Annotated in this window: 16 protein-coding genes and 1 tRNA gene; 12 read left to right on the forward strand and 5 right to left on the reverse strand. The window is 57.9% G+C overall.

Going from position 1 to position 12098, the window contains the following annotated elements:
* Window positions 1-766, forward strand: a 766-nt coding sequence (locus tag AC3B8H_RS03630) for a zinc metalloprotease HtpX (RefSeq protein ID WP_488440259.1), incomplete at its 5' end; no start/stop codon positions are given.
* 26 nt (window positions 767-792) lie between these two features.
* Window positions 793-1230 carry a thioredoxin TrxC gene (gene trxC, locus AC3B8H_RS03635; protein ID WP_488440260.1) on the forward strand — a complete coding sequence of 146 codons (438 nt, stop codon included), beginning with the start codon at window positions 793-795 and terminating at the stop codon, window positions 1228-1230.
* Between the two features lie 223 nt (window positions 1231-1453).
* Here the strand turns inward: trxC and AC3B8H_RS03640 are convergent.
* From AC3B8H_RS03640 to flgA, 5 genes are all read right to left on the reverse strand, one after another.
* Window positions 1454-1530, reverse strand: a tRNA-Arg gene (locus tag AC3B8H_RS03640).
* Window positions 1531-1561: 31 nt separating this feature from the next.
* Window positions 1562-2344 (reverse strand): flagellar brake protein, encoded by a 783-nt coding sequence (locus tag AC3B8H_RS03645; RefSeq protein ID WP_488440261.1) that lies wholly within the window; start codon window positions 2342-2344, stop codon window positions 1562-1564.
* Between the two features lie 34 nt (window positions 2345-2378).
* Window positions 2379-2873, reverse strand: coding sequence for a flagella synthesis protein FlgN (locus tag AC3B8H_RS03650; RefSeq protein ID WP_488440262.1), 495 nt, complete (start codon window positions 2871-2873; stop codon window positions 2379-2381).
* 4 nt (window positions 2874-2877) lie between these two features.
* Window positions 2878-3183, reverse strand: a complete 306-nt coding sequence (flgM, locus tag AC3B8H_RS03655; RefSeq protein ID WP_488440263.1) for a flagellar biosynthesis anti-sigma factor FlgM — start codon at window positions 3181-3183, stop codon at window positions 2878-2880.
* 69 nt (window positions 3184-3252) lie between these two features.
* Window positions 3253-3936 (reverse strand): flagellar basal body P-ring formation chaperone FlgA, encoded by a 684-nt coding sequence (gene flgA, locus AC3B8H_RS03660; RefSeq protein ID WP_488440264.1) that lies wholly within the window; start codon window positions 3934-3936, stop codon window positions 3253-3255.
* A gap of 119 nt (window positions 3937-4055) precedes the next feature.
* Here flgA and AC3B8H_RS03665 point away from each other — a divergent pair, with 119 nt between their 5' ends.
* The 10 genes from AC3B8H_RS03665 (at window position 4056) to flgH (ending at window position 12092) form a co-directional block, all read left to right on the forward strand.
* Window positions 4056-4988 (forward strand): chemotaxis protein, encoded by a 933-nt coding sequence (locus AC3B8H_RS03665; RefSeq protein WP_488440265.1) that lies wholly within the window; start codon window positions 4056-4058, stop codon window positions 4986-4988.
* A 39-nt stretch (window positions 4989-5027) separates the two neighbouring features.
* Entirely contained in the window at window positions 5028-5885 is an 858-nt protein-coding gene (locus tag AC3B8H_RS03670) for a CheR family methyltransferase (protein ID WP_488440266.1), read from the forward strand.
* 152 nt (window positions 5886-6037) lie between these two features.
* On the forward strand, window positions 6038-6565 hold the full coding sequence (locus AC3B8H_RS03675) for a hypothetical protein (protein WP_488440267.1): 528 nt from the start codon (window positions 6038-6040) through the stop codon (window positions 6563-6565).
* 298 nt (window positions 6566-6863) lie between these two features.
* Window positions 6864-7259 carry a flagellar basal body rod protein FlgB gene (gene flgB, locus AC3B8H_RS03680; protein WP_488440268.1) on the forward strand — a complete coding sequence of 132 codons (396 nt, stop codon included), beginning with the start codon at window positions 6864-6866 and terminating at the stop codon, window positions 7257-7259.
* A gap of 2 nt (window positions 7260-7261) precedes the next feature.
* Window positions 7262-7678 (forward strand): flagellar basal body rod protein FlgC, encoded by a 417-nt coding sequence (gene flgC, locus AC3B8H_RS03685; RefSeq protein WP_488440269.1) that lies wholly within the window; start codon window positions 7262-7264, stop codon window positions 7676-7678.
* A 10-nt stretch (window positions 7679-7688) separates the two neighbouring features.
* Window positions 7689-8378, forward strand: coding sequence for a flagellar hook assembly protein FlgD (locus tag AC3B8H_RS03690; RefSeq protein ID WP_488440270.1), 690 nt, complete (start codon window positions 7689-7691; stop codon window positions 8376-8378).
* 12 nt (window positions 8379-8390) lie between these two features.
* Entirely contained in the window at window positions 8391-9722 is a 1332-nt protein-coding gene (gene flgE, locus AC3B8H_RS03695; protein ID WP_488440271.1) for a flagellar hook protein FlgE, read from the forward strand.
* Window positions 9723-9789: 67 nt separating this feature from the next.
* Window positions 9790-10533 carry a flagellar basal-body rod protein FlgF gene (flgF, locus tag AC3B8H_RS03700; RefSeq protein ID WP_488440272.1) on the forward strand — a complete coding sequence of 248 codons (744 nt, stop codon included), beginning with the start codon at window positions 9790-9792 and terminating at the stop codon, window positions 10531-10533.
* A gap of 51 nt (window positions 10534-10584) precedes the next feature.
* The gene (flgG, locus tag AC3B8H_RS03705; protein ID WP_064023936.1) at window positions 10585-11373 is read left to right on the forward strand and encodes a flagellar basal-body rod protein FlgG; all 789 of its coding nucleotides are present in this window, start codon (window positions 10585-10587) and stop codon (window positions 11371-11373) included.
* 14 nt (window positions 11374-11387) lie between these two features.
* Entirely contained in the window at window positions 11388-12092 is a 705-nt protein-coding gene (gene flgH / locus AC3B8H_RS03710; protein WP_488440273.1) for a flagellar basal body L-ring protein FlgH, read from the forward strand.
* Window positions 12093-12098: the final 6 nt, after the last annotated feature.

Below are 12098 nucleotides of genomic sequence, written 5' to 3' on the forward strand. Positions count from 1 at the left end.
GCGCTTGACCCTGAGTTTTTATCGGGCCCGGCCGATTTCGCCGCGCCAGGCCCCAGTATTGTGGCAATTGTTGGAAACCCTGGCCGAGCGCGCCGAGCTGCCGAGCGTACCGCGACCCTATTACGTGCCCAGCCCTATCATCAACGCCTTCGCGGTCGGCAACCAGCGGCAGGCGGCGATCGCGTTGAGCGACGGCTTGCTGCAACGGCTTTCGACCCGCGAACTGGCCGGGGTATTAGCGCACGAGGTAGCTCATATCGCCAACAACGACTTGCGGGTCATGAGTTTGGCCGACGCGATCAGCCGGATCACCGCGCTGTTCGCCAGCGCCGGCCAATTATTTTTGTTGTTGAGCCTGCCGGCCTTGTTTGTCGCCGACGTGGAGTTTTCGGTCAATTGGCCGGCGGTCTTGTTGCTGCTGTTTTCGCCGCATCTGGCGCTGCTGATGCAACTGGGCTTGTCCAGAACCCGCGAATACGACGCCGACCTGCGCGCCGCGACGCTGACCGGCGATCCGCTGGGCTTGGCGCAAGCCTTGGCCCATATCGAGCGAGCCAGCCGAGGCTGGCTATCGGTGTTGTTTCCCGGCTGGGGCAATCCGGAGCCGTCCTGGTTGCGCACCCACCCGCCGACCGAAGAGCGGATTCGCCGGCTGCACGCGCTGGCGCCGGCCGCGCCGTGGCAAATTCACGCCCCGATTTTCGCCTATCCGCTGACGCCAGTATCGCGCTTGCCGCGCTGGCGCGTCGGCGGTTTGTGGCACTAATTTCTTATCAACTTGAGATTCCAATCATGAGCGACGCGATACATCTGGTTTGCCCGCACTGCCAAGCCGTCAACCGGGTGCCGCCGGACCGGTTGAACCAACAGCCCAACTGCGGTCAATGCCATCAGGCCTTGTTTACCGGCCATCCGCTGGAACTGACCGAAGCCAATTTTTCCAAGCACCTGACCCAAAGCCAGATACCGTTGCTGGTGGATTTTTGGGCGGCCTGGTGCGGGCCATGCAAGATGATGGCGCCGGCCTTCGCCCAAGCCGCTGAAATGCTGGAGCCGGCGGTCCGCTTGGGCAAAGTGGACACCGACCGCAATCGCTACCTGAGCGAGGACTTCGGCATTCGCAGCATTCCGACGCTGATATTGTTCAAGGGCGGTCGCGAAATCGCCCGGGAAGCCGGCGCGATGTCGCTGCAAGACATCGTGCGCTGGACGAGGAGTCATTTAGCTTGATGGTTGGGACCTTCGAGCGGGCGGCAGGAGGTGGATGGGCTGGCCTCCGTTCCGTCAGCCAACCCGGTTAGGCGGCATCCGGGTCTGAACAAAACGGCGTTTGTTAGCCGGACTTATTCTACTTTGTCGGATTACCAAAGCCATCCCGCGAAACCAGTGGCTTTTATTCAGTAGCTCATTGAAAGTTTTTGAAAAACAAAAACACATAAATTATTGATTTATATGGCGTCCCGGATACGATTCGAACGTACGACCTGTCCCTTAGGAGGGGACCGCTCTATCCTACTGAGCTACCGGGACGTGGCTGCGAATTTTAGCACAGCCCTTTTGCTTAGGACTTTTGTTTTCGGATTTCCACCCGTTCCAGCGAGGTAATAAAATAAGACAGCTTGGATTGACTTTTGGACGAGAGATTCTCGAAGAAACCGCCGATTTGCACCTTGCTGGAGCCCTGGCCTATCGGCTTGACGAAACGGACGATCAAGTCGAAGTCCATCGCGTAATCCTCGAACTGAATCTGGCAACCCTTGATTTTATCACCGCGCTGAACCCGCGCCCGGTTGGCGGGAATGTTGATGCCGGCACCGCCCCGTGACAAATCGAACAAATAGCCGCCGATCGACATGCCGGTGCGCTGGACAATGCCGTTGAACGGAATTTCCAGGCTGGCAATCTCCAAACGCGGCGAGCGGCGGCGTTGCGGATAAAAAATCCGGTCGGGAAACGGCGCCTTGTAGTAGCTGATCCCTCGCATGTGGCCGATTTCGATCGCGCTCAGATTGAACGATAAATGAATACCCTTATGAAAGGTCGATAACTTCAGCGACCGGCTGCGTAATAATAAATCGTTGCCGTGCTTGGGGACCAATTCGTCGAGAATGATGGCGTTTTTATCCAGCTTCACACCCAGTATCGAGGAGCTGAAATCTTCCTGACAACCTTCGATTTGTATCGTGCACAATGGCGATCCGGTTTCGATTTCGGCCAGCAATTTGGCGATGCGATCCGGGTCCGTCAAAAAATTGGGATTTTCGAACGCGAAAAAATCGCTGTCGTCCGATTCCGGCGCCGGATCCTCGGATTTGACAAACCATTGCTTTAATTTTTTGAGCATGTAAAACGACCCTACCTTGTATGCGGATTTCAGTCTACACCGAAATCAAGGTATGGGAAAACAGCTCGCTCCGGGTCGAACCGTCCGGCCCGTAAGTGGCGGCCAACGGTGATTTGCCGCGCAAAATTTGCAGGGTTCGTTGAGTGTGGCGACTGAGCAGCGCGATGCTGGCGCCGTTTTGCTCGTTGATGGCTTTGCATTCCCGCGAAACCGCCACGATTTGCCGCCAAAGGTTCCAGGCTTCGACGACGCTCAAACCCGCGGCCTTGGCCTTGACCAGATAGCTTTTGACGCCGTCACTACCGACGCCGAGTTGTTCGGTGGCCAGAACTTGGCCGAATTGACGGGTGAATTGATCGAGTTCGGCCACCGTATCTTTTTTCTCGGCGGCGATGCGGGAGAGCGTGTCGGGATCGGCGGCCCGTCCGAGCTGTTCGGCTTCCGCTTTTAACAGCTCGAACAATTTTCCGGTGGCCTTATGGCCGTGAATCAGAAGTTTTTCGGCGATGGGGTAGGTTTTCTCTATCATGGCGTCAGGAACTGTCGGGTAATTTATCCTCGAATTGCAACATTTTGCGGGCAATTCGCTCCGGGTCGAACGAGTAAGTGCCGGATTGCAGCGCCGCTCGGATTTCGGCGACGCGATCTTCGTTCACGGCGGGCGCGGATGCACTGGTCGCGGCGGCCTCGGCCAAGCCTTGCGCCGTCGCGGTAATGTTGACGGTATCCGTATCCACCGCGCCCGCCGACTTGTCCTTGGCTTCGACGAGATCTTTCGCGGCCGTTTTTGCGGGCACCACCGTACTGAAAGCTTTACCATTGATGGATTCGATAGCCATGGCGAAATTCCTAAAAGAGTTTTATCTGGAGCTGTTAGCGGCATCATCATAAATTCCTTTAGGCATCGGTCAAAAATTGACCGTCACTTGTCCGGAACCGACCACGACGGCCTGGATCACCCGTTGCGACGACAGGTTTTTGACGCTGATTCTCTGGCCTTCGGTGCCATCGTTCAGCGCGGTCCCCGTTGCGGTAATCAACATGCCAAGCCTGCCCGACTGAATGTTGACCCGCTCTCCGCGTCTGACCAAGGTCGGCTCGGCGTAATGCTGACGATTCAGCACACTGCCGGCGGGGATATTGCGAACCGCTTGTTTGTCGACCACTTGGCGGGCATCGGTCACGTAACCGGCCTGCATCAAGCCGGCATCGCGTATTTCGAAATTTAAATACTCGGCGCGTATAACATCGTTACGGCGCAACGACTTGTTAAGGATCGCGACCTGCTTAAAGGCCTTGACGGTGGCAACGCTGTAAACCGTCCAGCCTTTCTCACCCTGGCAACGCACGCCGACGGTGTTGCGTCCAGGCTTGATTTCGCCGGACTGGGCGAAGGCCTGCAGCGGCTGAGCGCACATCGGCAGCTGCAAGCGCGGATCGATTTGAGCAACGATCACTTCGTAACGGCCACCGGGCTCCAGCGCGGCGCCGACGAACTGGGTCACGCTATCCCGTATCGCTTGCACCGGCTGGGTTGGCGCGGCGGCCACTTGACCCGCCGCCAACAGGCTTGCTATCGCTAAGGCTTTCATATTCGCTTGTCGGTTTATTGACTACCCCAGCGATGGAGCACTAAGCATGCCAGCATTTTTTAAAGTAAACCAAGGCAAAGTCGCTATAATTTCGGAACACGTCATTTCAGGGGAATTTTATGGCCGGAGTCTTAGACGGCGTCGATCAGCGCACTAAATTGGCGGGACACAACCGTTTCGAACTGCTGCTGTTTAAATTGACCAGCCAGCAACGCTTCGGAATCAACGTCTTCAAGGTTCAAGAGGTCATTCAATGCCCGCCGCTGACCCAAATCCCCAATTCCCACTCGGTGATTTGCGGGGTCGCGCACTTACGCGGTAAAACCATCCCGGTCCTCGATCTTTCAATGGCCATCGGCATGCGTCCATTGACCAGGGATGCCGGCTGCTACGTGATCGTCACCGAGTACAATCGCTCGATTCAAGGTTTTTTGGTCGGCTCGGTCGATCGAATCATCAATATTGGCTGGGAGCAGGTGAAAGCGCCACCCACCGGCACCGGTAAGGAAAGTTACCTCACCGCCGTCACCGAAGTGGACGGCGAGCTGATCGAAGTCATCGACGTCGAAAAAGTGATGAAGGAAGTCATTGGCGGCCGGGAAGAAGCCGCCGCCGAAAACATCCAAGCCGACATCGCCACCAAAAACGACCATATTCTGGTAGTCGACGATTCGTCGGTCGCCCGCAACCAAGTCAAGCGCGTCTGTCAGCAAATCGGCCTGGAGTGCACGCTGTTGAAAGACGGCCAGGAGGCCTGGGACCATTTGAGCGATCTGATTGCCGACGGCGTCAAAATCGAGGATCGGTACGCGATGATTATTTCCGACGTGGAAATGCCTCGGATGGACGGCTACACGCTGGCTACCAAAATCAAGGCCGATTCCAACATGAAGCACATCTATCTGATCCTGCACACCTCGTTGAGCGGTGTCTTCAATACCTCGATGGTGCAGAAAGTCGGCGCCAACGAATTCCTCGCGAAGTTCGACCCGGATGCCTTGCTGGATTCCATTCAAAAGCAACTGAAGCATCAGCATGCCACGCACCATTAACGCCGACCGGTTCCCGGCGCATCCCGCTTGACCTCCAATATGCCCGATACCATCGGTTCGGCCGGCGGCGAGCCGAATCTGAGCGCGGCCGCCTACCAAAGTATCTGCGAGTTCCTGGACCAGAACTGCGGCATCGTACTCGGCAACAGCAAGCAATATCTGGCAAAAAGCCGTTTGCTGCCGCTGCTGGTTAAGTTCGAATTGGCCGATTTCAACGAGCTCGCTCAAGCCCTGCAATCCAATGCGTTTTCCGCCGCTAAATTGAAAAGCACCGTCATCGACGCGATGACCACCAACGAAACCTACTGGTTTCGCGACGACAAGCAGTTTTCCGACTTCAAGGACCGGGTGTTGCCGGAGTTGTTGAGCCAAAAAAACGGCAGTTTGCGGATTTGGTCGGCGGCATGCTCAACCGGTCAGGAGCCCTACTCGCTGAGTATCTGTGCGCTTGAGGTGCTGCGCGGCACTGGCAAAAACCGCAACATTCAGATCATCGGCACCGACATTTCCGAAACCGTGCTGGCGGACGCCAAGCGCGCGGTGTATTCGGAGCTGGCGTTGTCGCGCGGCGTGGACAGCGCCACCCAGGCCCGCTACTTCCAAAAGAGTTACGAAGGCTATACGCTAAATGACGATGTCCGCCAACTCGTGCGTTTTCAGCAATTCAACCTGCTGAAGTCCTTCGCGGCGCTGGGCCGTTTCGACGTGGTATTTTGCCGCAACGTGTTGATTTATTTTTCGGACGCGGTCAAGCGCGACATCATCGGCCGCATGGCCGAAAACCTGGAAACCGGCGGCTACCTGTTCCTAAGCAGCACCGAATCGATGCCGACCGGCCTCAACGCGTTCGAACCGGTCCGCAACGGCCAATCGACCTATTTCAGAAAGCGCGGCTGAACCGGAGCTTAACCACCCGCCCCGGCATCGAGCAGGGGGCCAGCCAGTAAAGCGCTACCCGATTGCCGGCCGGCCTCGACGCTCGCAGAATCCGAGCGAACCGGCATCGCTCATGAAACCTAATTCTCCGCAACACCCACCGGACCCGAACCATGACCGACGACGAAATCCCGACCGAAAACCAGCCCGCCAAGCGCTATTTCGGCATCGAACAAACCGTGTTCATCCTGCTGATCTTGCTGTCGCTAGTAGGCATTTTTATCACCGATTTCAACCCCGACGACGGCTACGGCTATTGGCTGGCGATGGTTTTCGTATTTGGGTTGCTGTCGATTTTCGTGGCCCGCCTGCGCGCCAAAAGCAGCGAAGCGGATCTGGGCAAAATCGTAAAAGCCCAGGCAATGCACTGGCTACATACGATTGTGGTGGTGGCCGCCGCATCGATGTTGAACAAATCCGGCCAACTGGTCGGCGTCTCCAGCGACATGCTGATACTACTGATATTGGGCCAATCGACCATGCTAGACGGATACCACATTGGCTGGCAGTTCAGCCTGCTCGGCTTCTTTCTGGTCGGCTGCGCGATAATCATCGCTTTCTTCCAGCCCTTCATGTGGGTTTGCGCCGGGCTGGCGGCTGTCGTCGTCGCCGCATCCTTCATGCGCACTCGCGCCGATTGATCGGCCTCCCCGAGCTTCACCAGCGCCAGCGACCGTCCGCCAGCTCTCCAGAAACGCCGCCACGCGACCCGGCTGAAATCCTCCGCCGGATTCTTGACACGCCTTGCGTGAACACCAGTCGCAACCCCGCCGAATCCAGCGCCGGGCATGCGGAAAATTTTTGCCGCCGCCCGGCAAACGCCGAATTTTGACGCTCGTCCAGCCGCGAATTCCGCTAATCCGGCTGATTTAACCTGACTTTTTGTTTCTGGCATATTTTCTGCTAAATACGGGTATCAACTCGAAGAGGCGGCAAACCATGTCAATCAATTTCGACAGAGCATTGGGCGTTCATCCGCAAGCCCTGACCCTACGCGAAAAACGTAGCGAAATTTTGGCGGCGAACCTCGCCAATGCGGACACCCCCGATTACAAGGCCAGGGACCTTGATTTCAAATCGGTTTTCCAGCAAACCCTGGCGGACGCCGGCGGCGACCTGCGCCGCACCCATCAGGGCCATCTGGCCGGTCCCAACGCATTGCTGGGCGCCGAACTGCTGTACCGGACGCCGTATCAAGCCTCGCTGGACGGCAATACCGTCGAAACCAATATCGAACAGGCGAAATACGCCGAAAACGCCGTGCAATATCAGGCCAGTCTGCGCTTCGTCAATGACGACTTTGCCGGGTTGGTCCGAGCCATCAAAGGAGAATAACCATGACCTCATTGCGAATCTTCGACGTTGCCGGTAGCGGCATGAATGCGCAAAACCTGCGCCTGAATCTGGTGGCCAGCAACATTTCCAACGCCAGTAGCGTCAGCAGCAGCATCGATCAAGTCTACAAGTCCCGGCAGCCGGTGTTCGCGGCCGAATTTCAAAACCAGCTGGACCGTCGAGCCGGTACCACCGGTGTCGAGGTACGCGGTGTCGTCGAAAGCCAGGCGCAACCGATCATGGAATACGCGCCGAATCACCCGATGGCCGACGAACTGGGCTACATCTATAAACCCAACGTCAACACCATTGAGGAAATGGCCAACATGATGTCGGCCTCGCGCGGCTACGAAAACAACGTCGAAGTGCTCAATACCGCCAAAAATCTGATTCTGCAAACCCTGAAGATGGGCCAATGAGGACTAAACCATGACTACGCTAACGGATACCTTCAACAATTTGGGATTAGCCACGACCGGCTCGGCGTCGAGTTCCAGCAGCGCGACCGGCAAAAACCAGTCGTTAAGCCAAAGCGAATTCTTGAAACTGCTGACCACCCAGCTCACCCATCAGGACCCGACCAAACCGATGGACAACGCCGAATTCGTCAGCCAGATGGCGCAGATCAGCGCGGTGTCCGGCATCCAGGAGCTACAAACCTCGTTTCAGACCCTATCAGATTCGTTGAACGCCGACCAAGCCTTGCAGGCCGCCAGCATCGTCGGTCATACCGTGGTGGCGCCCGGCTCGAAAGCCCTGCTCAGCGCGGGTGGCAGCGTGTCCGGCGAACTCGATATACCCGGCACCGCAACCAGCGTCGGCGTGCAAATCGTCGATCCGGAAACCGGCACGGTGGTTAGGGAACTCGACCTGGGCGCGCAGTCGGCCGGCACGGTCAAATTCGAATGGGACGGCGACGACAGCGCCGGCACCCCGGCCGATCCGGGCGTATACACCATCAAGGCCTACGGCTGGCTGGACGGCACCAATACCGCTCTGGATACCAATATTCAGTCGAAAGTAAAAAGCGTCGCCATCGGCAGCAACGGCAGCGGCCTGTCCGTGAATCTGGAAGGGCTGGGCGACATCAAATTCAGCAAAATTAAACAAATTCTTTAAGGAGCAGGCGTCATGGCTTTTACAACAGCACTCAGCGGCTTGAATGCCGCATCCAACAATCTGTCGGTCACCGGCAATAACATCGCCAACTCCAACACGGTGGGCTTCAAGAAGTCCCGCTCGGAATTCGCCGACGTCTACGCCGCCAGCCTCGGCGGCGTCAGCAGCACCACGGCCGGTGCCGGCGTTAAGGTCACCAACGTGGCTCAGCAATTTAACCAGGGCAGCTTGTCATTCACCGACAATAATCTGGACCTGGCTATCAGCGGCGAGGGGTTTTTTACGTTGGCGAAAAGCCCCACCGAAACCACGGATTTATCCTACACCCGCGCCGGCGAATTCAAGTTGGACAAGGACGGCTATTTGGTCAACAACCAGGGCAAGGCCTTGATGGTTTACGCGCCCAACGGTACCGCGGTGGAAGACGGCTTCAGTACCGGCGTCACGCAATCCGTGCAGATCAACACGCTGACCGGTCTACCCAGCGCCACCGACACGGCTTCACTAACCGTCAATTTGAACGCCAACGCGGCGACCCCGAGCGTCACCACCTTCGATCCCACCGACAGCAATTCCTATAATTCGCAAACGTCCGTAACGATTTACGACTCACTCGGTTCGCCGCACATCCTGACCACCTATTTCGTCAAGGGCACGTCAACCGCCAGTTCCACGGATTGGGACGTCTATCATTATATGAGCGAACCGGCCACCCCGACCGCCAAAACACCAGTGAATGCCGGCACCTATGGATCGTCGGTGTCCGCGCCATCCGACCTGACGGTGCCGCCGACGCCGGCGACGATGACCTTCGACTCCTCGGGCAAATTGACCACGCCGTCGAACGGCCGCTTCGCGCTCAGCGCCTATACCATCACGCCGGCCACCGGGGCCTCCGACATTACCGTCTCGACCATGGACTATTTCGGCTCCACCCAGGTCCAGGAAAAATTCAGCGTCAACGCAATGACCCAAAACGGCCTGCCGGCCGGGCGCCTGACCGGTATCGACATCGACGACGAAGGCGTCATCTTCGCTCGTTTCAGCAACGGCGGCTCGCAAACCATGGGCAAGGTCGCGCTGACCCGTTTTGCCAATACCAACGGCCTGTCCAAACTGGGCGATACCGCTTGGGGCCAAAGCGCCACCTCCGGCGAGCCGATCGCCGGCGAAGCCGGCTCCAACAATTTCGGCTTGATTCAATCCGGCGCGCTGGAAAGTTCCAACGTCGATTTGTCGGCACAACTGGTCAATCTGATCGTGGCCCAGCAATCGTATCAAGCCAACGCCCAAACCATCACGACCGAAAACACTATCATGCAGGCCGTCCTCAACATCAGGTAAACACGACTAGCGCGGAACCGGGCCGGCCAGCGGCAGCGGTTCCGCCCGGCCTTTCCGGAGATTCCTCATGGACCGCAGCCTTTACATCGCGATGAACGGCGCCAAGCAGACCCTGCTGGCGCAAACCGCCAACGCCAACAACCTCGCCAACACCCAGACGCCCGGCTTCAAGTCGGACTTCGAGCAATTTCGGGCCATGCCCGCCTTCGGGCCCGGTTATCCGACTCGCGTTTACGCGATGACCGAACGGCCCGGCAGCGATCTCTCGTCCGGCGCGCTGCAAACCACCGGCAACGAACTCGACGTCGCCATCAACGGCCCCGGCTGGATCGCGGTCACCACGCCGGACGGCAAGGAAGCCTACACCCGCGCCGGCGATCTGCGCATCACGCCGGAAGGCCTGCTCCAGACCAGCTCCGGCCTGGCTGTCGTCGGCGAGGCCGCGCTCGGCATCACGATACCGCCGGCCCGCAAAATCGACATCGGCGACGACGGTACGATCAACATCGTTCCGCAGGGCGAAAATTCGACCAATACCGTGATCGTCGACCGGATCAAGCTGGTGAATCCCGATCCCGCCGCGCTGGAAAAACGCGAGGACGGCTTGATGCATACCAAGGACGGCGCGGCTCAGACGGCTGACGCCAATGTCGTGCTGGTCCAAGGGGCGCTGGAAAACAGCAACGTCAATCCAATGGCGGCGATGGTGGAAATGATCGAGCTGTCCCGAAACTTCGAGTTGCAAAGCAAGGTCATGAAAACCGCCGACGAGACCGCCAACAGCACGGCCAAGATCATGCAAGTGGCATAGAAGCTGCTTTATTCCTGATAAGACAAAAATTTGTCAGATCAGGAGACTAACATGACAGAACGAGCATTATGGGTCGCTAAATCCGGACTGGATGCCCAACAAACCCGAATGGCCGTGATTTCCAACAATCTGGCCAACGTCAATACCACCGGTTTTAAAAAGGCTCGGCCGATCTTCGCCGACTTGATGTACCAAAACGTCCGCCAAGCCGGCGGCCAATCCACCCAAAACACCCAGTTACCGACCGGCTTGCAGCTGGGTACCGGCGTCAGAACCGTCGCCACCGAAAAACTGCACACCCAAGGCAACGTTCAGCAAACCGGCAACTCGCTGGACATGGCCATCAGCGGCCGCGGCTTTTTGCAAATTCTGATGCCGAGCGGCGAGATCAATTACACCCGCGACGGCTCGTTCAAGCTGGATTCGACCGGCCAGATCGTCACCTCCAACGGCATGCCGCTGGAACCGGCGATCACGGTACCGCAAGACGTCACCAGCATTACCATCGGCCTGGACGGCACCGTCACGGTCACCCAGCCCGGGTCGGCGGCGGCCAACCAAATCGGCCAAATCCAGACCGCCGACTTCATCAACACCGCCGGCCTGGAGCCGATCGGCGACAACCTATATCGGGAAACCGTCGCCAGCGGCGCCCCCATTGTCGGTACGCCGGGCGAAAACGAATTCGGCAATCTGGTGCAAGGCTCGCTGGAAACCTCCAACGTCAACGTGGTCGAGGAATTGGTCAATATGATCGAAACCCAGCGCGCTTACGAGATGAACTCCAAGGCCATCTCCACCACCGACCAAATGCTGTCGTTCGTTACCCAACAACTTTAATTAGGGGCATGACGATGAACACCTATTTTCCGCGCCGGTGCCGGTATACCGGCAAACTCTTGCCGCTGGCGGCCGCGCTGCTGTTGGCGCTCACCGGTTGCGACACCTTGCCGAAGCGCGATCCGGACTTCGCGCCGGTCCAACCGGCCGACCTGCGGCCCCCGCAACAGAACAACGGTTCGATTTACCAGGCCGGTTACGACATGCGCCTATTCGAAGACATCAAGACCCGCCGGGTTGGCGATATTTTGACGGTCTCGCTGGACGAAGCCACCCAAGCCAGAAAGCAAGCCAACACCAATACCTCGAAAAACACTTCGGTGTCGGCGACCGCGCCGACGCTGTTCGGCGTTGCCAGCCAGGCCTTGCTGGGCCACGACTTGAAAACCAGTCTGGCCGCGACCACCCAATTCGACGGCAAGGGCAAGGCCGACCAAAGCAATACGCTGACCGGCGACATCAGCGTCACCGTCGTCGAAGTCTTGCCGAACGGCAACGTCCGGGTGCGCGGCGAGAAACGGGTGGCGTTGAACGACGGCAACGAATACGTGCGCTTGTCCGGCATCGTCCGTCCCATCGACATCAGCGACGCGAATACCGTGTCGTCGGCCAAAGTCGCCGACGCAACCATCATGTACACCGGTGACGGCGGTATCGCGGATTCCAATAAGATCGGCTGGCTGGCGCGTTTTTTCCTGAGCCCGATTTTCCCGTTTTAAAACCAT

It is taken from the genome of Methylomonas sp. BG-2 (assembly GCF_057766305.1).

Excerpts from the sequence above, each read along its gene's own strand:
- trxC (WP_488440260.1), top strand. The coding sequence starts at position 793 with ATGAGCGACGCGATACATCTGGTTTGCCCGCACTGCCAAGCCGTCAAC.
- AC3B8H_RS03645 (WP_488440261.1), bottom strand. The coding sequence starts at position 2,344 with ATGCTCAAAAAATTAAAGCAATGGTTTGTCAAATCCGAGGATCCGGCG.
- AC3B8H_RS03650 (WP_488440262.1), bottom strand. The coding sequence starts at position 2,873 with ATGATAGAGAAAACCTACCCCATCGCCGAAAAACTTCTGATTCACGGC.
- flgM (WP_488440263.1), bottom strand. The coding sequence starts at position 3,183 with ATGGCTATCGAATCCATCAATGGTAAAGCTTTCAGTACGGTGGTGCCC.
- flgA (WP_488440264.1), bottom strand. The coding sequence starts at position 3,936 with ATGAAAGCCTTAGCGATAGCAAGCCTGTTGGCGGCGGGTCAAGTGGCC.
- AC3B8H_RS03665 (WP_488440265.1), top strand. The coding sequence starts at position 4,056 with ATGGCCGGAGTCTTAGACGGCGTCGATCAGCGCACTAAATTGGCGGGA.
- AC3B8H_RS03670 (WP_488440266.1), top strand. The coding sequence starts at position 5,028 with ATGCCCGATACCATCGGTTCGGCCGGCGGCGAGCCGAATCTGAGCGCG.
- AC3B8H_RS03675 (WP_488440267.1), top strand. The coding sequence starts at position 6,038 with ATGACCGACGACGAAATCCCGACCGAAAACCAGCCCGCCAAGCGCTAT.
- flgB (WP_488440268.1), top strand. The coding sequence starts at position 6,864 with ATGTCAATCAATTTCGACAGAGCATTGGGCGTTCATCCGCAAGCCCTG.
- flgC (WP_488440269.1), top strand. The coding sequence starts at position 7,262 with ATGACCTCATTGCGAATCTTCGACGTTGCCGGTAGCGGCATGAATGCG.
- AC3B8H_RS03690 (WP_488440270.1), top strand. The coding sequence starts at position 7,689 with ATGACTACGCTAACGGATACCTTCAACAATTTGGGATTAGCCACGACC.
- flgE (WP_488440271.1), top strand. The coding sequence starts at position 8,391 with ATGGCTTTTACAACAGCACTCAGCGGCTTGAATGCCGCATCCAACAAT.
- flgF (WP_488440272.1), top strand. The coding sequence starts at position 9,790 with ATGGACCGCAGCCTTTACATCGCGATGAACGGCGCCAAGCAGACCCTG.
- flgG (WP_064023936.1), top strand. The coding sequence starts at position 10,585 with ATGACAGAACGAGCATTATGGGTCGCTAAATCCGGACTGGATGCCCAA.
- flgH (WP_488440273.1), top strand. The coding sequence starts at position 11,388 with ATGAACACCTATTTTCCGCGCCGGTGCCGGTATACCGGCAAACTCTTG.